General features: G+C 42.5%; 26 protein-coding genes. 10 read left to right on the forward strand and 16 right to left on the reverse strand.

What is annotated here, in order from left to right; genetic code table 11:
- Positions 1–52 precede the first annotated feature (52 nt).
- On the forward strand, positions 53–742 hold the full coding sequence (locus tag P2W73_RS07700) for a LolA family protein (protein ID WP_276501427.1): 690 nt from the start codon (positions 53–55) through the stop codon (positions 740–742).
- Between the two features lie 189 nt (positions 743–931).
- Here P2W73_RS07700 and P2W73_RS07705 read toward each other — a convergent pair whose 3' ends face one another.
- From P2W73_RS07705 to P2W73_RS07715, 3 genes are all read right to left on the reverse strand, one after another.
- Positions 932–2,227, reverse strand: coding sequence for a hypothetical protein (locus P2W73_RS07705; protein WP_276501428.1), 1,296 nt, complete (start codon positions 2,225–2,227; stop codon positions 932–934).
- Between the two features lie 743 nt (positions 2,228–2,970).
- A complete protein-coding gene (locus P2W73_RS07710; RefSeq protein WP_276501429.1) occupies positions 2,971–3,831 on the reverse strand; it encodes a hypothetical protein in 861 nt (286 codons plus the stop codon).
- Between the two features lie 403 nt (positions 3,832–4,234).
- Complete coding sequence (locus P2W73_RS07715) at positions 4,235–4,429, reverse strand: hypothetical protein (RefSeq protein ID WP_276501430.1); 195 nt, start codon at positions 4,427–4,429, stop codon at positions 4,235–4,237.
- 285 nt (positions 4,430–4,714) lie between these two features.
- On the opposite strand from P2W73_RS07715, the gene P2W73_RS07720 reads away from it, so the two are divergent.
- The 5 genes from P2W73_RS07720 (at position 4,715) to P2W73_RS07740 (ending at position 9,931) form a co-directional block, all read left to right on the forward strand.
- On the forward strand, positions 4,715–5,686 hold the full coding sequence (locus P2W73_RS07720; protein ID WP_276501431.1) for a S1C family serine protease: 972 nt from the start codon (positions 4,715–4,717) through the stop codon (positions 5,684–5,686).
- A 152-nt stretch (positions 5,687–5,838) separates the two neighbouring features.
- Positions 5,839–6,306: a hypothetical protein gene (locus P2W73_RS07725; protein WP_276501432.1), complete on the forward strand. Its 468-nt coding sequence runs from the start codon at positions 5,839–5,841 to the stop codon at positions 6,304–6,306.
- A gap of 188 nt (positions 6,307–6,494) precedes the next feature.
- Positions 6,495–7,946, forward strand: coding sequence for an alpha-L-fucosidase (locus tag P2W73_RS07730; RefSeq protein ID WP_276501433.1), 1,452 nt, complete (start codon positions 6,495–6,497; stop codon positions 7,944–7,946).
- A 247-nt stretch (positions 7,947–8,193) separates the two neighbouring features.
- Entirely contained in the window at positions 8,194–9,036 is an 843-nt protein-coding gene (locus P2W73_RS07735; protein WP_276501434.1) for a hypothetical protein, read from the forward strand.
- Between the two features lie 418 nt (positions 9,037–9,454).
- Positions 9,455–9,931 carry a YybH family protein gene (locus P2W73_RS07740; RefSeq protein WP_276501435.1) on the forward strand — a complete coding sequence of 159 codons (477 nt, stop codon included), beginning with the start codon at positions 9,455–9,457 and terminating at the stop codon, positions 9,929–9,931.
- A gap of 405 nt (positions 9,932–10,336) precedes the next feature.
- Here the strand turns inward: P2W73_RS07740 and P2W73_RS07745 are convergent, their stop codons facing one another.
- The 6 genes from P2W73_RS07745 to P2W73_RS07770 all read right to left on the reverse strand — a co-directional run bounded on the left by P2W73_RS07745 (position 10,337) and on the right by P2W73_RS07770 (position 18,963).
- Positions 10,337–12,490 (reverse strand): xanthine dehydrogenase family protein molybdopterin-binding subunit, encoded by a 2,154-nt coding sequence (locus P2W73_RS07745; protein ID WP_276501436.1) that lies wholly within the window; start codon positions 12,488–12,490, stop codon positions 10,337–10,339.
- Between the two features lie 10 nt (positions 12,491–12,500).
- Positions 12,501–12,950: a (2Fe-2S)-binding protein gene (locus P2W73_RS07750; protein ID WP_276501437.1), complete on the reverse strand. Its 450-nt coding sequence runs from the start codon at positions 12,948–12,950 to the stop codon at positions 12,501–12,503.
- A gap of 250 nt (positions 12,951–13,200) precedes the next feature.
- Positions 13,201–14,088: a subclass B3 metallo-beta-lactamase gene (gene bla / locus P2W73_RS07755; protein ID WP_276501438.1), complete on the reverse strand. Its 888-nt coding sequence runs from the start codon at positions 14,086–14,088 to the stop codon at positions 13,201–13,203.
- A gap of 357 nt (positions 14,089–14,445) precedes the next feature.
- Positions 14,446–15,666 carry a hypothetical protein gene (locus P2W73_RS07760; protein ID WP_276501439.1) on the reverse strand — a complete coding sequence of 407 codons (1,221 nt, stop codon included), beginning with the start codon at positions 15,664–15,666 and terminating at the stop codon, positions 14,446–14,448.
- A gap of 28 nt (positions 15,667–15,694) precedes the next feature.
- Entirely contained in the window at positions 15,695–17,680 is a 1,986-nt protein-coding gene (locus P2W73_RS07765; RefSeq protein WP_276501440.1) for a PKD domain-containing protein, read from the reverse strand.
- Between the two features lie 551 nt (positions 17,681–18,231).
- Positions 18,232–18,963: a DUF1028 domain-containing protein gene (locus tag P2W73_RS07770; protein WP_276501441.1), complete on the reverse strand. Its 732-nt coding sequence runs from the start codon at positions 18,961–18,963 to the stop codon at positions 18,232–18,234.
- A gap of 443 nt (positions 18,964–19,406) precedes the next feature.
- Between P2W73_RS07770 and P2W73_RS07775 the strand changes: the two genes are divergently transcribed.
- Both P2W73_RS07775 and P2W73_RS07780 read left to right on the forward strand, forming a co-directional pair.
- Entirely contained in the window at positions 19,407–19,820 is a 414-nt protein-coding gene (locus P2W73_RS07775) for a hypothetical protein (protein WP_276501442.1), read from the forward strand.
- Between the two features lie 17 nt (positions 19,821–19,837).
- The gene (locus tag P2W73_RS07780) at positions 19,838–20,389 is read left to right on the forward strand and encodes a hypothetical protein (protein WP_276501443.1); all 552 of its coding nucleotides are present in this window, start codon (positions 19,838–19,840) and stop codon (positions 20,387–20,389) included.
- A 202-nt stretch (positions 20,390–20,591) separates the two neighbouring features.
- Here P2W73_RS07780 and P2W73_RS07785 read toward each other — a convergent pair whose 3' ends face one another.
- The 4 genes from P2W73_RS07785 to P2W73_RS07800 all read right to left on the reverse strand — a co-directional run bounded on the left by P2W73_RS07785 (position 20,592) and on the right by P2W73_RS07800 (position 22,689).
- Positions 20,592–21,044, reverse strand: coding sequence for a DoxX family protein (locus P2W73_RS07785; RefSeq protein WP_276501444.1), 453 nt, complete (start codon positions 21,042–21,044; stop codon positions 20,592–20,594).
- 225 nt (positions 21,045–21,269) lie between these two features.
- Positions 21,270–21,836 (reverse strand): Crp/Fnr family transcriptional regulator, encoded by a 567-nt coding sequence (locus P2W73_RS07790; protein ID WP_276501445.1) that lies wholly within the window; start codon positions 21,834–21,836, stop codon positions 21,270–21,272.
- A 26-nt stretch (positions 21,837–21,862) separates the two neighbouring features.
- Positions 21,863–22,150, reverse strand: a complete 288-nt coding sequence (locus P2W73_RS07795; protein WP_276501446.1) for a hypothetical protein — start codon at positions 22,148–22,150, stop codon at positions 21,863–21,865.
- 68 nt (positions 22,151–22,218) lie between these two features.
- On the reverse strand, positions 22,219–22,689 hold the full coding sequence (locus tag P2W73_RS07800) for an Hsp20/alpha crystallin family protein (RefSeq protein WP_276501447.1): 471 nt from the start codon (positions 22,687–22,689) through the stop codon (positions 22,219–22,221).
- Between the two features lie 246 nt (positions 22,690–22,935).
- On the opposite strand from P2W73_RS07800, the gene P2W73_RS07805 reads away from it, so the two are divergent.
- Positions 22,936–23,769 carry a hypothetical protein gene (locus tag P2W73_RS07805; RefSeq protein WP_276501448.1) on the forward strand — a complete coding sequence of 278 codons (834 nt, stop codon included), beginning with the start codon at positions 22,936–22,938 and terminating at the stop codon, positions 23,767–23,769.
- Positions 23,770–23,851: 82 nt separating this feature from the next.
- Here the strand turns inward: P2W73_RS07805 and P2W73_RS07810 are convergent, their stop codons facing one another.
- Entirely contained in the window at positions 23,852–24,400 is a 549-nt protein-coding gene (locus tag P2W73_RS07810) for a hypothetical protein (protein ID WP_276501449.1), read from the reverse strand.
- A gap of 423 nt (positions 24,401–24,823) precedes the next feature.
- Positions 24,824–25,357 carry a GNAT family N-acetyltransferase gene (locus P2W73_RS07815; RefSeq protein ID WP_276501450.1) on the reverse strand — a complete coding sequence of 178 codons (534 nt, stop codon included), beginning with the start codon at positions 25,355–25,357 and terminating at the stop codon, positions 24,824–24,826.
- 232 nt (positions 25,358–25,589) lie between these two features.
- On the opposite strand from P2W73_RS07815, the gene P2W73_RS07820 reads away from it, so the two are divergent.
- Positions 25,590–26,189: a c-type cytochrome gene (locus tag P2W73_RS07820; protein ID WP_276501451.1), complete on the forward strand. Its 600-nt coding sequence runs from the start codon at positions 25,590–25,592 to the stop codon at positions 26,187–26,189.
- 49 nt (positions 26,190–26,238) lie between these two features.
- Here the strand turns inward: P2W73_RS07820 and P2W73_RS07825 are convergent, their stop codons facing one another.
- Positions 26,239–26,631 (reverse strand): DoxX family protein, encoded by a 393-nt coding sequence (locus P2W73_RS07825; RefSeq protein WP_276501452.1) that lies wholly within the window; start codon positions 26,629–26,631, stop codon positions 26,239–26,241.
- Between the last annotated feature and the right edge of the window lie 69 nt (positions 26,632–26,700).

Consider the following 26,700-nt stretch of genomic DNA (forward strand, 5'->3'; position numbering starts at 1 on the left):
AAAAATATGTAGCTGGTAGCAAAAAATAAATAACTCAAAACAACTTCTAAGTATGAAGAAGTTTTTATTATCCATAATAGCTTTTGCTTTTATTAGTACGGCTTTGGCCCAATCAGCAGAAGAGTTGCTCAATAAAGTAAAAGCTAAACTGGAGATTGTGAAAGACTATGAAGCGAAGGGAAAACTAAAGACCAATGTTGTTTTTATCAAAGCCCCGGTAGCGATTGTAAAAATTTATTATAAAAAACCGGACAAGTTGAAGATCGTTAATGAAAAAGGTATTTCATTAATCCCCAAAGGATCGGTAAATATCAGCCTCAATAAATTCCTGGCAGAAGTTGGTCGTTTCGATGTGATTGATGCCGGCAAAGAAGCCGCAACCGGTTTCAGGATCCTCAAGTTGTTACCAACGGATGAAAATAATGAAATCGTTTTATCCACCCTGTATATAGATGAAGCTGCATTGGTAATACGGAAGGCGAAGAACACTACCAAAGACAATGGTACCTATGAACTGGAGATGAGTTATGGAAATTATGTCGCCTATGGTTTGCCTGATAGGGTTGTCTTTTCTTTTAATATCAAAGATTATAAGTTGCCGAAGGGTGTTACGTTTGATTATGATAATGGCAATACAAAACAACCCGCTGCTGATAAGACAGCAGGCACAAAAGGAAAGGTGGAGATTAGCTATTCAGGATACATTATCAATAAGGGGGTGCCGGATGAAATATTTAGATAAGCCGGGGGAAGAGATTGGACCATATAGCCAGATTGCTTTCCTTATTATGTTTACAGGTGCCGGGAAGGCAGTTAGCCGGCCACGGCGTGTTATTTTATGGGAACGCCAACATAGGCGCAAAAGTTTGCCGACCCCATGTTACCAGCTCAACCATATGATTGTCGCATTGAAGAACGGCCGGAATCCCACTCATTTCTTTAAGTCAAAAACAACCTTCGCATTTTTTTGCTCACTGGATGAAATAAAAACTTCATAACGATTGGCTGGTGTAGTGATGATCATGACTGAAGTATTCGGTGGAATAGAACCTAAATTTTCAGCGACCATAATCAGTTCGTGGTGGGGTTGAGATGGATTTAGACCGATGCTGAAGGAAATTGGTTTTTGAGAAAGGCGTATATGCGATCTTATTAGGATATTGTTGTGATATATGCTAACCGTATCCCCATCTATTTCACCATTGTCATAGATGTTAATTTTGATTTCACCAGCGTTGGTCTCAATTTTCCTGACCAGTGCATTTTCCCTGGTCTTTAACACCAGGGGAGGTGGAGGAAATATTTTCGGCGGTTGCTTTAGCGCAGCAATTGTTTTGGAGGCCGTATCCCTTTGCGGCTTGATCACCTGGGATGGGTTAACTTTTTTTGGGGGCGTGGCGGTAACTTTTTTGGATGGTGTTTTTTTAACAGCCGATGGTTTTGCGGGAGGCTTTGTTGTTGGCGCGGCTGTGGGTTTCGGGTCTTGCTTCACACATTCGCGGATGGTAATATCGTCTACGGCGAAATCGTTTCCACAACCACTCGGCGCATTGTTGGTCATAAACAAGATTGCAGTTGATATGGAAGCAGGGGTGGTGAAATAAACACGATGCTGTGCCCACCGGGGCTCGTCCACCCTGGGCAGATCTTTTGTCACCATATCGGCGATGAACTTACCGTCCGGTGTTTCCAGCCGGATGTTGAGACTGGGCAATAACAGGAAGGGACATTTTTTAGTGGGCCTGCAAAGGTTCATCAGCCACACACCGAGTTCATATGTGGTGTTACTCTTTAGTCCACCAAAAGAGGTGCTTAAAAATACACCTCCACGCGGCCCTGCATTTACCAGCAGCATATTCCCGTCAACATCGCCAGGAGTGTGATCCTCCAAAAGTGTATGCCAATCGTCACGAAAGCAGGCTTGCGTATACGAAGCATAGGAATAATGGCCGTCGGTTGGGCATGAATTTGTAACCCGTTCATAATAGGAAAGGCCAGGCCTGGTCAGGTCTTTTACATTACCCCTGCCAAAGTGTATGGTGTATTGGGATGGTTTAAAGATGCAGTTGGGCGGTTGCGCTTTCGATACAAAGGCGAAGGGAAGAATGATGAATATGAAACCAAAATGCTTCAACGTCTCATACACTTTACACTTAAAGCTACTACAAAATGATAGTATTCTTCGAAGGATGGTATGAAAGGCAAATTTCAGATGATGGGTTTTCATTATGCCGGACCTATCCTGCATACGTTAACATTGGTACCGGATTGAGCCCCAGCGGGGCTGCATGTTGGTAGTTTACAGTACACCAATATTGTTGGCACCCTGTAGGGGTGCAATGTGCTCTTGCGGAAATATAGGATACATCTTTCAGACTATTCAATATTCCTGTTCGTGACATGAACCGGGGGCGGGAGCCGAGGTTCTACGGCTTCTTTGAAGCCGGTACGGAGACGCAGCCTCCGCACAACAACGATACATTTTGAATATTCTGTGTAAAAGATAGCTCAAGCATCCCGACGCAATCTTATTCCAGTTATTGTTGCTGCCGGTTTCTTCTTTCTTTTCTTTTCCCCTTGATGGAAAACAAAAGGATCAAGGACAAACAAATACTCCGCTGTTTGTCCGGGCCAACGCACAGGGTAGACTTTGATTGTTTGAAAGTCGTTTTCTTGTTTGTAGTGATAGGTTCGGGACTCCGCTTCGTGTTATGCGTGGCAACGAAAGGCGCTGCTTTTTCGCCGGAAGCCATTATAGTAATGAGTGAACTTAGTAGGCGAAAAGAGGCGCCGGGGATTTCCAATAGATCGTTAGTAGATGGAAGTCATTGCAAGAAACAGTAGAATTTGAATATTACTTTTTCCTGTTGGCGTGATGCATGTCTTCACGCATCACTTTAATTCCCTTGCGTAGAGCCAGTAACGGAATTTATCTTTATTTTTTTCGGTGATACCGGCCAAACCAAAGGTTCAGATCCTTGTAGCCACCACTAATGGTTCAGGCTCATGAACACTTAATGAAATGGCCTTGTCATTGTTCATCTTAAAAATGATCTTAACCGAAGCGGCGCCTGCCGGCGAAAAAGTATTTTCATCCACTTTATTTAATTTTCTTGGAGATGATCCTTTGCGACCAATTTGTAAAAAACCCAGCCGGTGTTGATCAACAACGAAGATCTCAGCTTCGCCGGCTCCAAAGCGATATTCACCAAAAAACATTTTCTTTTCTTCATCCGTCATCGCGAGGCTCTTTGGTTTCATGTCTGCATTGCCCAGCCCTTCCAGGTAACTGATCACCTTATTTACATTGTCCCGGTCTGATGCTGAAATATTTTTAGCTTCAAGCCTGTTCTTTGCATGTTGAAGCAACGTGATCCCATGCGGGCCTGTATGGCTTTGAATACCCGGAACGGTTTCAACCATTTCCTGCACAGCTTTGAGCATGCCCATCATTGTGAAAGTAAAAATATCAGGCCTGGCGCCGTTACTGATCAGGAACTCTGCAATATCCCTGCGACCCACATGCGAAGCGGCGCCCAGCGCAGTTTCCCAATCTCCAAAACCCCAGTCCCAGGCAGCGCCTGCCAGTTCGGGTCGCTGGCTCACCAGTTCTTTCACTTTGTCAAAATTTCCATGCGAAGCGCCAACTATACTGCTCACCATTTCATCATTCATACCTGGATACCGGTAAAAAAGTGGCTCTCCATGAATGACCGCAGGTGGCATAGCAGCAGTACCCTGCGCAGATGAATAACCAAATGCAGTAATGCTTATTAAACCAAATGCAGAACTTTTTATAAATCGTCGCCGTGGAGAAGGTAAGTTGTTCATGATATGCAGTGTTACAATGGTCTTATCAATTTACGGAGTGAATTACCTTGAAAGCTACAATTTCCCGATGACCGGCAGTATTATGTTATTGAAGGTAGAAGGATATCCAATTAATCGTCTGCAGTTTTATAGCGAATACAGGTATCGGCTAAATTAAAAGGTTGGTCGTTTATTTGCGTGGCCGGTAAAGACAGCGGGTGTTAACCGCTATCATAATCTATAACGAAGATTTCTATACAGCGGGGTTGTTGCTATTTACAAAATCATTCACGGCAAGCCGGTACGGAGGCCCTGTCTCTTCACAACAACCCTATGGCTTTTGGTTTATTTATCGGTTGCGAAGACTATGGGGATCTTTCTATCGTAGAGTTTTAAAAATCCAGGGGGTATATAGTTGCCTTGATTATCCTTCACCACCTAATTCTCTTTCATCTAATGCCTGGTCATCTTCAAAGTCGTAGGGGTCAGGCTTTTTCTTATCCTCTTTATTCTTTTTGATAATCTTAGATGGGTCTGCAGACCTGCCTTTGGCGGTAAGTTTTTCGTCGTTCTTATCGGCTGCTGGCTTTGGGGGAGTTGTTTTCTTAGCTTTTGGCATGTATCAAATTTACGAAACAGGCTCTAAATGGCTTTGTGATTTTCTATCTATCAATACGGAATGACAGGCAGCGTATAAGACTAAAAGCAGAACGATTTGAAGACACCGATAATTTTGAAAAATGCAGGGTAATAGGCCGAAATGGAAGATAACGCCAACACAGACGGAAAATGACAAGCCGGCATTTTTTCAATTCAGAAGAGTTAAGTATGACTGATTATTTTGTTAAACATTTCCAATTTGTCAGCTTTTTAAAAACGGTACAGGCATTGAGCTCATACCGGTATGTTAGAAACAATAAATTCAGATGCGCAGCTTTTAGATGCCTATTCGGAAACTATTGGTAATGTTTACACACGGATTGCACCTTCAGTAGTACATATAAAAAATGTCGGTGATAAAACAGAAAACAGAAGACGGGCGGATAAAAATGATTCGATGGGTTCCGGTTTTATCATTTCCTCCGATGGCTATATTATCAGTAATCATCATGTTGTTGATAAGGCCAGGGAACTTTATGTAACACTTGATGACGGCAATGTTTTGAAAGCAGAACTAAAAGGAAGCGACGCTTCAACTGATATAGCTGTTCTTAAAGCAGATGGCAAAAGCTTCAGATCTTTATCATTTGCAGATTCGGATGCCATCAGGCCTGGTCAAATCGCTATTGCTATTGGAAATCCTTATGGCTTGCAGCAAACTGTTACAGCCGGGGTGGTAAGCGCTGTGGGCAGAAGCCTGCGGGCTGGCAATGGAAGGTTGATTGATGATGTGATACAAACAGATGCCGCACTTAATCCCGGTAATTCAGGAGGGCCCTTGTTAAATTCAGGAGGTTATGTAATAGGAGTAAATACAGCCATTATTTCTTCAGCACAGGGAATTTGTTTTGCGGTATCATCCAACCTGGCGGGTTATATAGCCGGGCAAATAATTATGAAAGGCAAAGTAACAAGAGCCCTGATCGGTATTGCCGGCCAGACAGTGCAGTTGAGCAACCGGATGAGAGAGTTTAACAGGATCACTAATAAAACCGGTGTTTTTGTTTTTGAAGTGATGAAGATAAATGCGCTGAACCATCGCAGAATACAATATGGGGACATCATTGTAAAGTTCAATGACAAAACTGTTGAAACAATAGACGGCTTATTTAAACACCTGACAGAAGAAACGATTGGAATTCCTGTGCACATTGGCTTATTAAGGGAAGGAAAATTAATGACGGAGTTGATTGTTCCTGAGTATTCAGCTAACTGATGATGAAGTATCAGTAGGTTTGTCCTGCATCACTTTCATTGGCGAAATAGTCTTTCATAGTCAATTTATTTCCGGGGTGACATGGTGCGTGTAGCGACTCCCAAATAACATCGCTGTCGGGTTACCCTTTCTAATTTATATCTTTAGCCGGGATGACAAGAATTCTAATACTATCAATAATTCTTAGCGGCTGTACAAAACTGTATTATATCAATAATAAAACCAGTAACAATCAGCCGGTCAGCCTTATGTTTTATAAAGGGTCGGCGATTACTGCGAATGATCACAGGTTTTCAAGGTATTCAGGAAGCAAAGTCATTCACAATTTCGAAGTAGCAGAAAACGATTCGTGCAAGGGTTACCAATTTCAACTTATTCCGAACACAAAAATTAGTTTATCTGAACTGGTCAACATGAGAAGCCCCCAGGCTAATCAAGGCTTTCAAATATGTTTACGTGGTCAGTGTGAAGTTTTCCCCTACCCGCCCCAGGCACAACATGCCGTTCTTACAAAATCTTTTCTATTGTGGAAAGTATATGAGATTCAAATAAAAGAGACCGGCAGCAAAAACATTATCGCCGTTGATTCAACCGGCACCCACGGAACTATTCAATTTTAGTTGTTACTTCGATGAATAGTAATAATAAAACGATTGATCCTACCAACTTCAGCAGATGAAATGAGCCAGGACGATTGCCGTCACCAACCGGGATGATTATTTGGCGAAACAAAGTTCGATGAGGCCAAAATAAAATAACAAATGAACTCATCAATTCCATTTGGCCAAAAACAATAAAAAATAAACAAATGAAAAAAACATTCTCCTTTATCACGGCGTTGATCGCTTTTTACCTGGCTTCTTCGCAGCCTTTCGAAGCTAATTGGGCTTCGCTCAATAAACGGAAGATACCGGAATGGTTCCACCAGGATAAGTTTGGCATATTTATCCACTGGGGCCTGTATGCAGTGCCTTCTTATGCGCCGGTGATACCTAACAGCGGGGACAGTTATGCAGAATGGTATTGGTACCGTATTAATGAAAAGAAAAAAGGATTTAAAGAATTTCATGATAAGCATTACGGACCTGATTTTTTATATCCGCAATTTGAAACGCAGTTTAAAGCCGAACTGTTTGATCCGCAGCAATGGGCCGATGTGTTTAAAAAATCAGGCGCCCGCTATGTAGTCTTAACATCCAAACATCATGAAGGCTATTGCTTATGGAACAGCGCTGAAGCAGACCGGACATGGCAAAGACCCTGGAACGCTGTAACAGGTACACCCAAACGTGATCTTTTGGGCGACCTTAGTAATGCGGTGAGATCAGCCGGCTTAAAAATGGGTTATTATTATTCGCTCTATGAATGGTTTAATCCGCTATGGCTGACCGATAAAAAAAGATATGTAAACGAGCATATGATACCCCAGTTCAAAGACCTGGTAACAAAATATAAACCGGCTGTTATATTTTCTGATGGTGAATGGGAGCTTTCTGATACAGCCTGGAAAAGTGAAGCGTTACTGGCCTGGTTATTCAATGAATCACCGGTAGCAAAGGAAGTAGTAGTGGATGATCGCTGGGGAAGCAATACCCGTGGAAAAAATACCGGGGCTACCTACACTACTTCCGAATACGGAAGCGGTATGGATGCGAGTGTAATTTGGGAAGAAAGCCAGGGTATCGGCCACTCGTACGGATACAACCGCAATGAAAAACTGGAAGATTATAAAAGCAGCCATGATCTTATTTTAGTACTGGTAGATATTGTATCAAGGGGTGGCAACCTGTTGCTGGATATAGGCCCAACGGCAGATGGCCGCATCCCCGTCATTATGCAGCAACGTTTGGCGGATATGGGAACCTGGCTGCAAACAAATGGAGAAGCTATTTATGGAACAAAAGCGTACAAACAATCTTATCAATGGAGTGAAGGTAAAATACCCCAAAAAAAGGATGAGAGTTTTATGTCAGGTTACAGTGTAAGCCAACTTGTAAAACCCAGCAAAGACAATGCATCTATCGAGGCATTTTTCACTACCAAAAACAAAGACCTGTTTTGTATTGTTCCCGGCTATCGTTCAAAAATAAAACTGCGCAATTTTAAACCAGCGGCAGGAACTACGGTTAGCATTTTGGGCAACAGTAAATCATTGCCCTTTAAACAAACCGGTAATGATTGTATCATCGATCTTTCCGGCATGCAACCCGGTGAAATGTTGGCAGAGTTGTTTGTTATTAAACTTAAAAACGCTTTGTAAGGTTTCGGGACGCTTCGCAGTATTCAATTGAGTGCGGTTATAAGTATCAGCTTTGATTGTGCGGTTGGTGAAAGAAAAACACCAACCGCGGCGTGAAGATAATAGTAGTGCGGCGAATCCGGCCGCCATATTTTTTTGTTTGTAAACCTTGCTGGCCGGGACGTCGCCTGTGAAGGGTGAGGACACTCGGCGGGGGAAGTAATAGTAACTTCAAACAAAAGTTTATATTTTAATAAAAATTAACTCGATGAAGATTGTCTTAGTTACGTTTTTTTTATTGAGTAATATGGTTTCGATTTCACAGGTGAACAGGGATGCAATTTTTAAAAGCATGGATGGTTTAATAAAGTCTAACTCTGCACCAATTAAGAATAAAGAAAAAAAATTAGACAACCTGAATGGTAAAGTCAAATTTATAATTGAGGATTATTATACATTAAATGGCGAAAAAATCGAACGGCCTGGCCTCAAAGTACCTGGGAACTGTTATAAATATTGGTATTCAAAAGAAGGCCAGCTTATAAGAAGGCAAAATTATTTTGATACGGTTATTTATTCCGATGAATTTTTTTTATATAAAAAGGGGTTGTTAAATCAAGTCATTCTCAAAACAAAAAGCGGTAGAACCGATAGTATTAACTACACTTATAATAACAATGGCTTCTTGATAAAGGAAGAAAAGTTTTATAATGGTAAAACATCAAGAAAAAAAGTTTTTAACTATGATAACAGCGGAAGACTGAGCCAGGAGTTTGAGTTTGGTGATGGGTTTAATAGTGTTGCCAGAAGTGATTATCGTTATTCTAAAAACCAACTTGATTCAATAATTCATCTCAACGGACGAACTGTATTTACTTATTATCTGAACGGACTATTAAAGCAAAAGACTATTGGCTATCCGGATAATATATTTCCGACCTTATATAAATATGATAATCATTCAAACATTGTTGAAGAATCTCTACCTACGCTTAAAGCCACTTACAGGTTCGACTATGAATACGACAAACAATTGAATTGGATCAGCAAGTATGATTATTCTGGGGGAAAGCTTATGTCAATAATCAAAAGAACAATTGAATACTATTAAATCTTCTTTTTTTCAGATGAGATTCTTATTGCGTGGGTATGCGTATCGGCGGACTCGTCGTTGTAAGATGTGATATCCCTTCATTCAAACGCCGAGTCCATGGCTAACTCGCAATGGCTCGGATGAGACTCGGCTGGGAAATAGCGCCTGGAAAACAGCTGGTATAAGATTGTAAAGGCATTTAACTAAGAAACCCCTGCCCGGCCAACCGTTCATCCAAAAAATTTTTTACAACGCAAGAACAGTACACCATACTGTTTTTTTGATTGAAAATCTTCCAATGTATACATCTTTTGGTTTAGCGTTTCATATTCCTTCAGGTGCTACTTGGCAATAATTAATGGTTAGTGGTCAAATTATGATCGCAGAAAGAACAGAAACGAATAGTTTTAATCACTAAACAATAAACTGGTCAATTATGAAATTTATAGTAAGGCTGATTTTCGTTGTCCTTTTTACGACGGATTTACACGCACAGATATCGAATGGTACAGAAGAAGAAATGAAATCATTGGGTAAACATATCGCAGGGTTGGGTGAAGCGTTCGCTAAAGGGGATGCAGCAGCAGTCGCCAGGTTGCATCACCCGAGCATCGTAAAATACTTTGGGGGCGATAATGTAGTCACTGGTCGCGATGCGCTGCGGAAGGGAGCGGAATCCTGGTTTAAAAACGCAACTGTTGAATTTGTCGAAAACACAGTGGAAAGCACCGTTTTTAACGGGGAAACGGCGATCCAAACCTGCATCTTTTCAATAAAGAATACACCAAAAAACGGTGGCAAACCGGAAATCTCAAGAGGGCGATCCATGGTAATATATATTCGCGACAAGGATAGTCCCACCGGGTGGTTATCGCTGTGCGAAATGACACAGGCTGCTCCAGAGAAGAAGTAAATCCTTTATCCCCCAATCTTCCCTTTTACTTTTAATTGTAATTAGGATCTGCTGAATAAGTAAAAATAGTGACTATATAGAAGGCTTCATCCGACAAACCTTAGTAGAAAATTATCAACCAATGTCCCAACCTTATTACCTTCTGAGACCGGACGAAAACGGAATAAGGAAATAAGGTAGCCTCATCTCCTGGTTCATTTTCTACTAAGGTTTAGGAACCCGGCGTCTGCTATCAGGGTTTTACAAAAAATCTTCGATCTGTAAACTTCTTAAATTCGTTTGTTGCTGTGATATCTTACTAATGTAATATGCAAATAGATGAACAACAGACAAAGAATAAAACCGCGAAACTGAAAATTTTGCATAGTTTAATGACGAATGGATATTTAAATTCGCTAACGAAGTTTAAGCCAATACTCCCTTTGGTAACATGGGCAAAGTATTCAACGCTATACCGGTGGCATCCACGATGGCATTGCGGATGGCAGGAGCGATACCAACGATACATGCTTCGCCTGCGCCGGCTGATGGCCTGTCTTTCCGGTCTATTAAAACGATTTCAATTTTTGGCATATCACTAAAGCGGGGAACCCTGTAAGCAGAAAGACCTGAGTTAAGGATTTTACCATTGGCAAAACCAATCGCTTCAAATAAAGCGCCGCCAAGGCCCTGAACAATGGAACCCATCGCCTGGTTTTCCAAATGTTTCGGATGAATGATAGCGCCGCAATCAAATGCCTGCGTGATGCGAACCACCTTTACTTCCTTATCCTTATTGATCATTACTTCTGCGCAACAACCCACATAACCGCCTTTTTCAAAACCTCCCGCTATACCGTATCCATGTCCGCTGGGTTTGGAACCATTCCAGCCAAAGGCTTTAGCGGCCGTTTGCAGCACCGCGATAAAACGATCGTCTTCTAAATTTTTTATCCGGAAAGCAAGCTGGTCCATTTTAATCAATCTTGCCAGGTCGGTCATATGACATTCCCGTGCAAACACATTCGCTGTCGCGGCCAATCCACGGTAGGAGCCTTGCTTTAATGGCGAATCAGAAGGAAGATGTGTTATTCGCTGGTTACTGATTTTATATTGCGTATCGAGACCGGCACCACCGGAATTGTAGTTAGTAAATTTCCAACCAGTGATGGTGCCATCTTTATTGACACCAGCACTTACTTCAATGACGCCACCCGGTCTGAAATAAGCCCAGACAAATTCTTCTTTTCTTGACCAGACCAGTTTAACCGGCTTCTTTACTTCTTTTGCAAGACGGGCAGCTTCAATGGCCGCTTCACCACTATGTTTTCCTCCATAGCCCGATCCGGTGTCGGGCATTATTACCCGCACTTTTTCTTTATTCATTTTAAAAACCTCGGCCAGTTCCTGCTGAACACCAAAGGGACGTTGTGTACCGGTCCACACAGTCAGCTTTCCATCAGCCCATTCTGCCACTGCCGCTCTTGGTTCCAGTGGTACATGTGCTATATAATGGATGTTGTATGTTTTGGAATGTTTGAAGTCGGCTTCTTTTAATCCGCGTTCTATATCTCCTTTAAGGTCGCCAGGATTTCTGCCACCATCGGTACGTACTGCATCCTGAACGAGCCAGTCAAATATGTTTTCATTCGATGGCTGCCCTTTGCGTTCTTCCCATTTGGCATTAATGGACTGCAACGCTTTTGCTGCAGTTTTTACATCCGGTGCTGTTACGCCAACAAAATTTCCATCCCTCACTACCGTTACACCCGGTATACTACTTGCTTTTGTAGTATCCGCTTCCAGCAATTTTGCTCCGTAGGAAGGAGCCCGCAACACTTTACCATACAGCATACCCGGCAACTTCATATCCGAGACATATACATGTTTACCTGTGATAAAAGTCCGTCCATTTACCCTGGGCACTGTTTTTCCTGCGACCTTCCAATCCTTTGCAGCGATCAACTGAACTTTTTCTGAAACCGGCATCAGCAGTTGCTGACCCTTTGTCAATTCACCATAACCTATTTTTTTATTGGCGACGTTATCAATGATCATCCCGTTTTCTGCTTTTAAATTAGCAGCGGGAGTGTTCCAGTTTTTTGCCGCCATTTCAATCATGGCTTCGCGGGCTGTGGCCGCAGCTTTACGCAATTGTGGGCCCATTTGCGGAGTGGTGAGGCTGCCATAAGTACCTCTATCGTAAGGCACTAGGTCCGTATCGCCCATGATCATGATGACAGATGAGAGAGGCACCATCAGTTCCTCCGCAACCAATTGAGACAAGGATGTCCGTATGTTCTGTCCCACTTCCACTTTACCTGTGTACACGGTCACTTTTCCATCCTCGCCAATATGTATCCATGCGTCTACTCCACTCACCGGATCCGGCGACGATTCGTGTAATAGAGTTTTGTTCTTAGCTGAAAATATATCCTGCCATACAAACGCAACGACTAAACCGCCACCGGTAAGTTTAAGAAATTTACGCCGATCCAGTGCAAACTGAAAGCGTGGGGCAGGCGGCAGTTCATCTTTGGTTGGTTCAAACGGATGAGATAAATAATCCGGATTTTCCATCGTCAGTTATTTATGATTTAGAAGCCAGTTGAATGGCTTTGATAATATAGGGATAGGTTCCGCAACGGCAGATATTCCTGTTCATGGCTTTTATAATGGCCTCTTCAGAAGGTGAAGGATTATTCTTCAGCAGTGCCACAGCCGACATGATCATGCCCGAAGCACAGTAGGAACATTGAAAACCATCTACCGCCAAAAACGCTTCCTGCACGGCATGAAGCTTTCCATTTATTTCGAGGCCCTCGATGGTGGTGATCTCTTTACCAGCTACCGCATTGACAGGAGTAATGCAGGAAGGTGAAGGATTACCATTGACCAGCACCGTGCAGGCGCCGCAAGCCCCTTCACCGCAACCATATTTGCTGCCGGTTAACCCGATCCAGTCACGTAATACGGTCAATAAGTCGGTATCGGGATCCACCGTTACTTCGTGCTTTACACCATTAATAGTTAAAACCATGATTAAGGTTTTTTATGTGATGGTAATTTACACAATAGGAAAGTAAAACCGATCCTGCAGCGTTCGTTAAATAGTCAGCTTTATCTTTTTACGCCGCTGTTAGTGTTTAGGCTTTGCTGGTCTTTCGGAAAAGCAGATAGTCGTTGTTGTTGAGCATGGGTATCTGTGAAGGCGGACACCAACAACCGGAATGAGGAAACCAATATCTTTATCTCGTCAGGCGAAAAATGTTTTAGCCATTGAAGATAGTTTAGTGGGAACCCCGGGCGGATGCAACTTTCTCTTCATATTGCTTTTGCAAATCGCTTATTGCCCTGTCATACCCGGGCTGGTCTTTAAAGGCAGCGGGGTTGTATGCATCTCCGGGTTGGTGTTTATCATGCAGTTTAAACTGGCTGGCATGGGATGCAAGCCATATATCGAAGGAGATATTTTTCATTGCCTTAAATGTATAAGCATAATCAGCGGCTACGCCGGGATAAGTGGTAATAGCGGCAAATGGCTTTTCTGTAACGATCGTCGGCAGGTTGGCGATCAGCACCCTGTAAGATTGCTGCTCATCGGTAACTGTAAACAAATAACTGCAGGAGCCTTTCGTATGTCCGGGATGATGCAGCATTACCAGTTGCATATTGCCCAGCAGGATGGTATCGCCATCCTTTAGTAATCGGTCGGGTTTTACCGGTTTAAAAGAAGTTCCATACTTGCCCAATTCATAATCAGCGCTGCCACCTGTTGCTAATACATCAGCCTCTTTTTCATCAACCATCAGTTGTGCACCGGTCATTTTTTTAATGGCTGACATGGCACCCATATGGTCGTAGTGAGCTTGTGTTGTTAAGAGTATTTTGGTGTCAGCAAGCCTGAAGCCTAAGGTTTCGATATTGGTTTTTATTTGGGCCGCCGAGGCGGCAAGCCCTGTATTGATCAGTATATTTCCTTTTGGCGTTGTAATGAGATAACAAGCCAGATCGTACGTGCCTACATAATACAGGTTGCCGGCAATGCGGAAAGGCTTATAGGGTGCTGCCCATTCCGCCGTGGTTTTGGGCTCTTTTACTTTTTGTGCCGCAACCAATGATGATGTGAACGATAAAACAGCAGCAAGTAATATATTTTGTAATGAACGGGTTGACATAGATAACAAGATTGAATGAATGCGAATGTTCAAATATATCAGCTTACAGAATTAACCCGGCTTTTTTCAGCAATAATTTGTTAAGCGGTTTTTAGTCTTTAGTTCGTGTGGCCGGCGGAGATACTCGACAAGCCTGTCTGCCGACAGGCAGGCTCAGTGCACCGGTTACGGCGTGCTATTTTATGAAACACCAACACAAGCGGAATTAACGCTTCATAGCCGATGTCCTATTGCCGTGGTGCGTGTCTCACGCACCAGTATTAACAAAGAAAGTTTCGTTGCGTGGAGACACGCACCGAGGCAGCCTCACATTTGCGGACACACGCCAAGGCGGAAATTTTTGAATTGAAAATAATTTTATTGTATCCTTATTACTTTGTATGAACAGGTAAAAGCAACAGCAGATGAATCGGCCGATTTAATCCAGCCCGATGCCGACCCCTTAACATAGCCACCTACCGGGCCATTCTCAGTAACAGTTGCCTGAGGGTTGTTAACGGTGCTATAGTTTTTGCCATTTAGGACGGCCAAAAGGATGAAAGGATAATTGCCAACCGAATGAGAACTATTGTTAACAATTTTACCCTTGAAATAATTATTCATTTCTCCGCCCCGTAATATAGTAGCATCATGAAATGCATCGTATGGTTCATGATATTGCACATCAATTCCACCTGAATCAGAAGGCGACCATGAATAATTAGTTCCATTTAATGTAAGTCTGATATATTGGCTGGTATCTACAATGTTTCCGGGATTCCAGGATGTAAAATGGCTGACAGTGCTGATATAATTGCTGCCTTGTTTTTCGGCAATACCATCCTGTTTCCATGCGCCTTTGGTAGCATCAAAATACCAAAGAGGAACATAAAGAGGAGCTTTGCCTTGCAATGCTGTAGGCAGGGTAATAATGGCCTTTTTGCCTGCTGCTAATTGCAGCTTATTACCGGAGGCCCCATCCATCTCCACTGCCACTACGCCGAATGATTGAAGTGCTCCCTGCGGATTATTAGCGCCGGCTGCCTTCAAATCTCCGGGAGTGTAGGCGCTGAAATTGGGATCTGAAGGATCTAAATAATGTGCTGACACGGAAACATTTCCCGTATAAGCATTACCGTTAGATGCAGTAACAAACCCCGGGTTGAAATTGATGGAACCACCCCCCGGAAGGGTAATATCGCCGCCGGATGAGGCAGCAAATGTTCCCAAAACTGTTTTGGGTATCAGTTGAATTTTTACATTGCTGACAGCGTCGTTACTTGATGCAAATTGTTTTGAACCCTCAAAAAATCTATCCTTAGTAACTATCACCAATACAGTATTTGAGCTGAACTGCACTTTGGTGAGGGTGAATTTGCCACTTGCATCAGTGGTTGCAGTTGCTGTTCCGCCTGTAACGGTTGCGTTGCTTACGGGAGAATTATTCAAATCGGTTATAACGCCCTGAACGGTGCCGTTTCCTGTTCCGGGAACAGAACCATTTCCTGGATCCGGTTGACTATTTTTTTTGCAGGCGAATAAAATAATTATTAAAGTAATAATTATTGAAATGGCATTTTTTAAATAAGGCTTTTTCATTTTGTTTAGTTTTAAAATGAAAATATTATCATTGAATTCTTGTTACTTTATACTGCAATGAAAAAGGAAACTTTGTAGCTGTATCACTATTTGCGAAAACCTGCCCCGAAGCTGATCCGGTAATGTATCCCCCAACTGCACCATATTCGGTAACAGGGGTTGTTATAAAACCGTTATGAGCATAAAATTTGCCGTTAATTTCAAATCCGACAGAACCATTATAATTCCCGGGCGAAGTAGCGTTACCATTTTTAATATAAATACCGGCAGCGTTTCCATTTTTGTACCCCTCTATATTAGTCTGCTTTAATAAAGTTCCTCCTGAATAATATACTATATATGAGCCACTAATTCGATCGGGAGGCGCCCAGGAATAATTAGTTCCGTTCAATGTAAGATTGATATAAGTGTCATTTGCTATATTGACCAAATGTAATATTTGGAAAGTCGAATCTGTATTAACGGCTCCCGATGCAATTAATGTAACGGTATAATCTCCTGCAGTTGAATAAGTATGTACAGGATTCTGAACTGTGGAAGTAGTGCCGTCACCAAAATACCACACCCAACTGGTAGCATTTGTTGATGTATCTAAAAAACCTACGGTTAAATGTACATTGGATGCAATGGAACCTGATGAAACAGAATAAGTAAAACCGGCCACAGTAGGCTGGTTAAGCAAATGCAATATTTGAGAAGTCGAATCTTTTTTACCGCCGGCTCCCGATGCAATTAATGTAACGGTATAATCCCCAGCAGTTGAATAAGTATGTACAGGATTTTGAACTGTGGAAGTGCCACCGTCACCAAAATCCCATATCCAACCGGTAGCATTTGATGATATATCTAAAAAACTTACGGTTACAGGCGCTACGGAACCTGAAACAAAATAAGTAAAACCAGCCACAGTAGATTGGTTACAATTACGAACATAAATATTACCCAGATCGGTATCGGTGCTAAAAGGGCCAATATCTTTTAAATACACAATAGCGCCACAAGTGTCAAATACTTTCATGTTCAAAACTTCATTGGCAGGCACCAGGCCGCTTACCTTTCCGGAATTATCGGTATAGCTGTTTTTACTTGAAGAATCAGGCCTGGTGATAGTAACCAGCTTATTTGCAAATGGTGTCCCGCTAATGGAATCAATAAAAGTGGCGCTAAGATTTACTACGCTGCCTGCAATATCTCCCACATTCCAAAATGTAAAATGGTTAACAACGCCAATATAATTACTGCCTTGTTTGGTGGCGCTGCCTTCCTGTTTCCATGCGCCTTTGGTAACATCAAAATACCAAAGCGGTGTTGAAGATGGCGCACTGCTCTGTAGTGTTGAAGGAATAGGTATTGTAATGGTGGCCGTTTTGCCAGATGCTAATTGCAGCTTATTACCTGCAGCATCATTCATTTCAACTGCAACAACGCCGAAGGATTGAAGTGTTCCCTGCTGGTTATTGGCTCCGGCAGCTTTCAACTCTCCGGGAGCATAGGCGCTGAAATTTTGATCTGCAGGATCCAGGTAATGCGCCGAAACGGAAACATTTCCCGTATAAGCATTACCGTTAGATGCAGTAACAAACCCGGAGCCGAAATTAACGGAACCGCCCCCTGCTATTGTAACATTACCTCCTGATGTTGCCGTAAAACTTCCGGATACAGATTTAGGTATCAGCTGAATTTTTGCATTGCTGACAGCATTGTTACTTGCTGCAAATTTTTTTGAACCCTCAAAAAATCCATTCTTAGTAGCTGTAACCACTACAGTATCAGCGGTGAATTGTACTTTGGTGAGTGTGAATTTTCCGCTGGCATCTGTGGTGGCAGTAGCGGTGCCGCCAGTAACGGTTGCATTGCTGACAGGAGAATTATTCAAATCGGTTATAACGCCCTGTACAGAACCATTTCCGGTTCCGGGGGTTGATTGAATGTCATTTGTTTTTTTGCAGGCGAATAAAATAATCAGTAAAGCAATAAGTATTGCAGTATTATTTTTAAAGTATTTTTTTTTCATTTATGATGGCTTTTTGATCATTAAAAAAATTATTCTCTGCTGCTTATTCTATTCCTTTTTGACGGGTAAGAATGAGCTGTAAGTAAATTTTTCAGGGATAGTAAACGAAGGAGACGGGGGTAGTATTAGTTGAGTCGGATTATAATAAAAAAAGGAAACAGTTTTTTTACTTTTTCAATCACTTTTTCCTGCAGTACGCATTGTGAATTTAAGTATTTTGCCCGGGAGAAAAAATTACATAAAGGCTATTATTGTATCAGGTCTTCATAGTTCATTTTTTATGTTCTCTCCTTTGCCAAGGTGCGTGTCTTCACACACCATGCTCTGACATCAAGGACAAACCGAAACGAACAAGGCGGCTTGTGTTTTTAAACATTACTTTAGTTCGTAAGTTCCGTTGCGTGGCGACACGCAACGGGGCGTTCATTTATGCGGACACTTACCACGGCGGCAGGGCAGAAGAATATTTATAGTCATATGTATTCTTACCTGCAATGAAGTTAATTGATTCCGGTTTGTGAGACACAAACCGGGGCGGTTGAAGATCGGGGTCATGGCGTCCTGATAGCAGTTTTCTCTTTGGATTTCCAGTCATCGAATTTTTGACGCAGCGCCTCCACAGCATTGGTATGGTCATCATTTCCATAAATAACCAGGTTTAGCCAGTGCTTTTCAACTTCGCCAGGCTTAGACACGGTTACAAAAGCGCTTGATGCTTTTCGTTCCCCGCATCGTTTGTCGCCGCCGGATTTTGCACCTGCTTCCAATGCAAGCATCAATATATCCTGGATAGGCAGAGAATCCTTCTGCGCTTTTACAGCCGCATCGAAAATCGCCTGTAATTCTTCGGGATGAGTCAGCGTGTTGCCCTGCACAGAAATGCCATTTGCTGTTAACGTGCCGTTATGTGATGTGGTTTTTGTACCCGTATAGGTTGCGGGATGTTTGATGTCATTCATACAGAGAATGGCATACTGTTGTTGCTCAGGATTGTAGTTCGGTTTCCTGATTTCTTCCAGGATGGCCGCCGGTGTGGCCCCGTCCATGATCATTTTGAATCCCTGTAATCTTGCCATTCCATTGCTCATGGCCTGAACTACGATGGCACCCTTGCCGGGAACGATGGCGCCGATGCCATAAACACTGCTTGTACAGGAAGCGCCGGCTATCCCTATCTCTTTTGTTTTGGGATCGATCACGATAATCGACCAGGTGGCGAAAGAAGGAAAGTGCAGAACCGCCAATAAAAAAATGAAGAGGCAAAGACGCCTTGTTGTTTTCATTTTCAATATTTAGATGATGATCAAAATATGCAGGTAGGTAAATATATGAACTGTACTGCATTTACGCCGTGGCGGGTATTTTGTTTCATAATATTTCTTTCAGATTTGCCGCCGGGTTCATGGCTAACACATGAGGCATTGCTTTTTCGAAAACATAGGCGGCCGTTGTTGTGTGTTGCGCATGGGGGATGTGTAAGGCGGACACCAACAACCGAAATAAGGAAACTAATATCTTTACTTACGCCGTGGTGAGTGTTTTTCTTCCTCCCGCCATATCAACCGAGGCAGAGAAATCAAAAATATACTATTGCCGTGATGCGTGTCTCACGCACCAGATTAACAAAGAAAGTTTCGTTGCGTGGAGACAGGCACCGAGACAGCCTCACATTTGCGGACACACGCCAAGGCGGAGGATTTAATTAACAAGTAAAGATTAGTGCCCTATGCCAGCTTTGTTGGTGATAGCCCAGCCACAAACGCCCAGCGCAACACACAACAAAGGCGGCTTACAGTTTGGGAATACCAACCAGGGCGGAAGTTTCGGTGCGTGGAGACACGCACCGAGGCAGCCTCACATTTGCGGACACACGCCAAGGCGGAGGAAAAGCTATCAACCCGGCTACAATCATAAGCCCGGTGAAATGAACCTGTTTCCCATTTGGGAAGAAATACCGGCGCCTGTTCCATCTTTACCGGAAGCTGTACAAACCAATTTCGACAAATATCAAAACTATATTGATAAGGTGGAAATGATGAAAAAGCAATTGGGTCTTACAAAAGAAGCGGAAGCGCTGACCCGGAATCATAAAGGGCAGCAGGAGCAGTATGATCTGATCGTAAACAACCTATCAAAATAAAAACAACCTTATCGACAATGAAAAGAATTCTATTATTAACAGCCGTAGTGGCTACCACTTTTTTAGGCTCCTGCCAGAAGGACAAAACAAAATCCCCGACGGATAATTATGGCGATGGTCCCCGAACCAATGTACCTGCCAGTTTACAGGGCAACTGGATGTATGGTAATTTCTCCATGACGGAATACTGGAACCAAAATCCCGGTGATTATTTGGGCAACGCTCTTCAGTTTGCCATTGCGTTTAAGTTTAATGCCAATGGTACTTATGAGCAGTATTTTACTTCCAGCTCCGTCACCAGCGGTGTTACTACCTACCAGCAATCGGTAACCAGGGGCACGGCAGAAATCAATGAAGCCAATCACTCCATTATTACCCATGCTTTTTCTGCTCATTATAAAAGAACTAAAAACGGGCAAACGCTGGAGGAAAGAGATTTGGCACAAAGCGAATTGACGGCCACTTCCAATTATACCTACACAACCGGTACAGAAGCCAGTGGTACCAATGCTATTTACTTAAAGCTGAATGGAACAGGCAACCCGCTTAGCTTCCTGCAAAAGTTTTAGGATGGAGGCCACAAGTGAAAAGCGGTGCAGTATTGAAGCTGTCAAGAGTATTTCTCGCAAAGGGCGCAAAGAAAACAAAGAACGCAACGATTAGAAAACTATTCATTCTTCTTTGCGTCGCTGTTCACTTTGCGTTCGTTGCGTGAAATCAAAAGTAGTTTCTCGCAAGGCCTGTATGCATTAACGATCATCCAATTTTTTTCTACTTCACGATCGTTGAAAAGTAGGTCCAGCAAATAAACAATACCTGCAATGGAACTCTGAACCATAAATAAGTGAGACCGGGGCCGCCGATAGTTCCTTTTTGATAATCTATTTTATGTATCGCGGCATTGATATTGGCGGGAAGCATGAGGATAAAAAATCCAATCAATAGCCACGCAGCAACCACCCTGAACGAAGGAGTCAATAAGCCAATTCCCAACACTATTTCCAGGATGCCGGTAAAATAAACCAGTTCTTTTCTATACGGGATAAAATCGGGAATCATCATCGTCATGCCTTTGGTAAATACAAAATGGGCGATGGCGGTAAAGCAAAGCATGACACACATGGCAATGCGGGCCGATAGTGAAAACTGGTAGTTGCCGGTTGTTAATTTCAACACAACAACTGCGATGATAAATACGACCAATAAAACAATTAACGGTTTCATCTGTTTATTTTTTATTGTTTTAATTTGGTCAGATGGAACGCCCTATCAACATCCCCCTGTGTGTCAACAATTTTACCTGGGCGTTTCATTTCTTTATTTTTTTGATTGATAAAATCCTGATCGCTTAAAAATGTTCAGGCACTATAACAGGGAATATTCCTTGAGCTTATCTTATTTGTCGTAGCAAATGTCAGGCGCCGGGCAACATGAAACAATGAACCCGGGTTAATAAATTCGTTTCCGGATCCTGCTTAATGCCTGTGCTGTGATGCCAATATAAGAGGCGAGATATTTTAATGGGATTTGCTGAATTAAGTTGGGCTGCTCGTTCAATAATTTTAAGTACCGCTCTTCGGCTGTATCATTCAGTAGGGAAAGTTCCCGTTTTGATTTTTTCAGAAAAAGCTCTTCACTTGCGTGGCGGCCGATGCGGTTGCCTGCTGCTGATTCACGATAAATCTCCTGCAGGTCCTCATAAGTTACCCGCCAGAGAATGGTATCCGTTAATGTTTCAACCTGGTATTGCGAAGCATTTTGTGTGAGAAAGGATTCATAGGCGCTTACAAAGTTGTTATGAAAAGTAAAGCTGAAGGTGAGATCGTTTTCTTCTTTTGGTAAATAAAAGCGAATGATACCTTTTTCCATAAAAGAAAGATAGTTTTCCGTTTGTCCCGCTTTTAAGACAACTGTCTTTTTGGGAAACTCCTGGTGCCGGAGTTTGGAAGAAAATAGTTGCCAGTCGGCATCAGTGAGGGTCGTGATCGTTTCAAAATATTTCCGGATTTGCTCCATGATGAGTAATACAGGGAATGAATTCTTCAGACCTTCAGGTTGGCCAGTTGAAACAGTCCGCGGGTGATGATCTTACAATTTTCGCAGAGTTGTTCCAGTGTGCAGGAGATCATTTTAAGGTTCAGGGGCAGGTCCTGTTTCATTTCCATAAAATCCAGATACAGCATATCTGTGTCCTGAACCTCTTGGTTGCCTATCAGCCGGTCGAATAATTCTTGTGCTTTTTTCCGGTCGTCACCGATAAAAAAACGGGCATAAGGTTCAGGCCCGTTGGTTGTCTTAAGTGAGAGGTCGATATAGAAAGCCGTTTTCATGCCCGAAACAAGTTAAATAAAAGGTGGGAAGGTATTTCCCACCTTTGGTGTTTCATCCGTTAATAAAGCTATTTGATTTCAACGGTCCGGGCAATTTTTTTTGCCTTTTCATTTTTTGGAAGCTGTAAGTGCAGGATACCATCGATGTAAGTAGCGTTGATATTATTTACATCAACTGTTTCATCGAGGGTAAATGTTCTTGAAAAAGAAGGTTGCAGGAATTCATTGCGCACCCAGCTTGTCTTTTCATCCTGCTGACGATCTTTTTCTTTGCGGTCCATGGAGATGGTAAGCAGGTTGTCCTCGAGGCGAATGTTGAAATCCTCTTTGCGGCAACCCGGAGCCACTACATCCATTTCATAGTGTTGTTCTGTTTCCCGGACATTCACCGGCACCCGGCCATTGGCGAGGCTACCGCGGTTATCCCAAAAATTGTCATCAAAGAAATGACGTAAGCTGTTTTGGAAGATGTTATCAACTACAGTTCCAAAACTAACGGATGGATTACCATTTTGTTTTTTTGCAATTGCGGTTGTCATACAAACCTCCTTTTTTTAGTTTTAAAAATGCGTTAGCCAATTCAATGCCAGCCGTTTCTGAAATGAAAAAAAGACAAATCCACTTGCCAATTTTTCAGTGTTCGTGAAAAAAATACAGCCTAAGATAGGGATGCTGCATACCAGAGCAAAGGCCTTTTGCGTTTGAGTTTTATAGAAAAGCAGCTGGCAATATTTGCATTTTCATAACCTTTTTTCGATTGGTGTTCCGGTAAATTACATCGCACTATGAGAACCTTATACCTTCCTTTTTTTAGCCTGCTGGCGTCATTGGCGCAGTCCCATATTTCGGCCGCAAAAATGAACGAGGGAGATGAACTGGCTAAATACAGCTATCCTATATTTGTTGTTACCGGCGGCCAGCAATATACCGGTACCGCTTTTTTCTTTCAATCTGGCGACACGAGTTTTTTAGTCAGTAATTATCATGCGATAAAGGGCATGAGTCCTTTGAAGCAGGCTATCACTTTCACCGCCGATACCCTGTACCTGAAATACCCGTTAAAAAAATCAGGTGAGCTGAAAATCATGCCGGTTAATATCAGCGAGGAGGTGACCGGTGAGACGGAGATATTCAGCATGGTGGACCGTATTGACCTGTTAAAAATTCCTATACAGCTTCCCGCCGATGCTGATATAGCTTTTATCAATGAACTGGTAGATGAACAATACCTGGATGCTGAGCCGGAGGAAATTGTGGTGTTTGGATATCCTACCAATCCCGACAGTATTCCGCCTTTTTATTCGAAGCAGCAACGGCTGGAGGGCAAAGTGAATCCCGATGGCTTTACAGATTATGATGCTTCGCTGCGTTTAAATTTTCCCACTACATCGGATAGTGCAAGGATCATACTCGGCGGCACTTCCCGCTATTATTATTTTATCAAGCCCTATGCTGCACAGGGTTATTCCGGTGCCCCTGTTTTTGGTAAGTTCCGGGATGCCAATGACCAGGTGGTCTATCGCTTTACCGGCGTTATTTTTGCCGGTCAGCCAAAGACCCGGCAAACATGGGCCATCAGGGGAGCGGTGGCTTTGCAATATTTACTGGGCGCCTTGTAAAAAAAGAAATCATTCGTGGATTTAATATAAAAGCGGGGTGCATGTACCCCGCTTTTCTCATTGTCATTTATAACAACAAGCATTAACTAAAGAAACCTTTTACTTTATCGACAATACTACCACTGCCAGAGAAAATTGTTTTGAGATCCTGCAGGTCCAGGTCGCCATCACCATCTTTATCGAATTTACCACCGGTAAATTTATTCATGGCTTTTTCCATATTGAAGCCGCTTGTTTTTCCGCTACTCAGTTTATTAAAGATATCCTGGATGTTGAAGCTATTGTCATTGGGGTCAGCTGTTTTGGCAGCCAGTTCGTTCATCGTTTGCGGAACCACTTTACCCGCTACTTCCTGTGCCTGCACAGCATCGAGTCCGTGCTTAGCTTGCAGGTCCTGTGCGTAGTTGGAAGTGGCTTCGTTGACGATATCATCGTTGTCAGCGCCGCCTTTCTTAAAATACCGCATTACATCGGCAATTCTTCCTGAGCTCAATGCATTCTTTAGTGTTTCCAATATAGAGTTACCGGCCTGTTCTGTCACCGCTTCATTTTTTTCATTGGGTACAGCCGGATTGCTGTTGACAGCACTGCCGGTATATTTGCGGACAAGATCCATTAAGTTGTCTAACATAGTTTTTGATTTAGGGTTTAAAGAATAAGGTTACTAAAAGTTAGCCAAACTTAATATGGTGGGGAATTTTATTTTTGGGATAATAAAATATAGCAATGGGCCGCTATAAATTGTAGAAGATGTTAGTTTTTTCGAAAACAAGTTTTTCCAATTATATATTTCTTATTTCCTTTTTGGCATTGCCCCAAAAAGGAACAAAAAAGTCTAGGCAAACGCCATCGCTCCGCGGGCTTTGCCAGGCCAACGCACCTGAAGACCCTGATGAATTGTAAGTCGTTTTCGCTTTCGGATAAAAAGGACGCAGATTCTTTATCGTGCCAGACGAGGTTGTAGGAGGCGCTGCTTTTTCGCCTGCAGTGTTTACGACAGGACAAGGTTGATAAATGGCGAAAAAGAGGCGCTGGGAGTTTCATGTAGTACTGATTACAAAACACCCTGTGTAGCGGAGGTCATCTTATTTTGTTCATAGGTTTTTCTGTCAATTGACATATTAAAAGCGATCCATTTCTCACCATTGGTTTCGAATTCCATTGTTTTATCGTTATTCTTTTTCAGGCCGGCTTTTTCATAGCAGCTTATTGCAGCAGTGTTCCAGTCAAAGACATTTAATTCGATTGCGGATTGTTTTAAGATATTAAACCCATAGTCCAATAGCAGTTTCATCAGTGGGTAGCAAAGACCTTTTCCCTTCATCGAAAGGTCGCCAATAATTACCCGGTCAATTTTGGCGGAATTTTCCAACAGGTAAAGCTCGCAATGACCAATGGACTTACCTGTTTCTGAATCAATAATGCTGAACGCATTTCTTTTGGCATCGCTTTGGGAGATATCCAGTTGTTCTTTAGTTACCGGGAATGACATCTGCCGGCCGGCGATGCGGATCAGCATTTCTTCGCTGTCAATCCAGGAAATTAAGTTGTCGTAGTCTCCCTGGTCGAATTTTCTAAGTTGGATCATGTTAAAAACAATTTATTAAGTTATTCAGTTGCCGGTACAGAAGCTCAAGGGCCAATTCAAAAAATGTAGTTGCAACTATGAAGTTATGGTATTGATGACTGCTTTAGCAGCAGGCTCAAAAGGAGGTGTGCAAAATGAAGTCAAAAAAAATTAAACTCCGGCGACCAAATTTCAATACGGGTAAAAAAAAATCATATCTTTTAGTATCCCCATCAACTAAAACTAAAAATTTATGAAACGAATCACCACCATCGTTTGTGCACTAACGGGTGCACTTTTCTTTTTAACGCAATGTGCCAGTGAAAAAAAAGAGGATGATAAAAACACTGCAACAACCACCGCTGAGTTTGGCGGTTATGGCACCCAGGTCAAATGGGGTGAACATCTTGTCCTGACTGGTGGTTGTGGTGACTGTCACACTCCTAAGAAGATGACCGATCGTGGTCCTGCCGATGACAGCACATTGTTATTATCAGGACACCCGGCTCAAATGCCGATACCACCTGTAGACAGGGTAGATCTTCAAAAGAAGGGAGTATTTGCCAGTCAAACACTGACCGCATGGGTGGGCCCATGGGGCGTTTCTTTTGCTGCCAATCTTACTCCCGATTCAACGGGAATCGGCTCATGGAAAGAAGAACAATTTATCTATGCTCTCCGGAATGGTATTTATAAGGGCGTTGCCGGTTCAAGACCTTTATTGCCACCGATGCCATGGCCAAGCATTAAACATTTTTCTGATGATGAGTTGAAAGCAATTTTTGCCTACCTCAAAAGTATAAAGCCTATATCGAATACGGTGCCGGCTTATATGCCACCGGCGGCCAATTAAATTTCAAAAAATGATAAACGAAACCCTGCAAATGATTGCGGGGTTTCGTTTATGTGGTTGTAGTAGTAGCATTCATCTTTTTGTTCCAGAAAATATAAGATAAGATGCCGGGTACAAACCATATCAACATCATCAGCATCATTGGATCAAATTTGCCGGATGCGGCTATACCTGAATAAACCGAGCTGACCAGGTCGAAAAACAAACCCGCATAGGCCCACTCTTTTATTTTTTTCAATCCGGGAATTAAAATGGCAATGCTGCCTAATAACTTGGTCAAACCGATATAGGGAATAAAATAAATTGGGTATCCCAAACTGTCGTGGATCAACTGTATGGATTCAGGCGATTTCAACAGGTTGGGCACGGCTGTGAATGTCATAAGCCCTGCAAACAGGATAGTAAAGATCCAGTAAAGCAGGTTGGTTGTTTTTGAAGTCATAGTTTTTTTAATGATCAATTTAATTATTTCTTTTTTGACTCCTGCTATGATGTTGTACTCCGCTGTATT

The organism is Terrimonas pollutisoli (assembly GCF_029360765.1).
Taxonomy (GTDB): Bacteria; Bacteroidota; Bacteroidia; order Chitinophagales; family Chitinophagaceae; genus Terrimonas_B; species Terrimonas_B pollutisoli.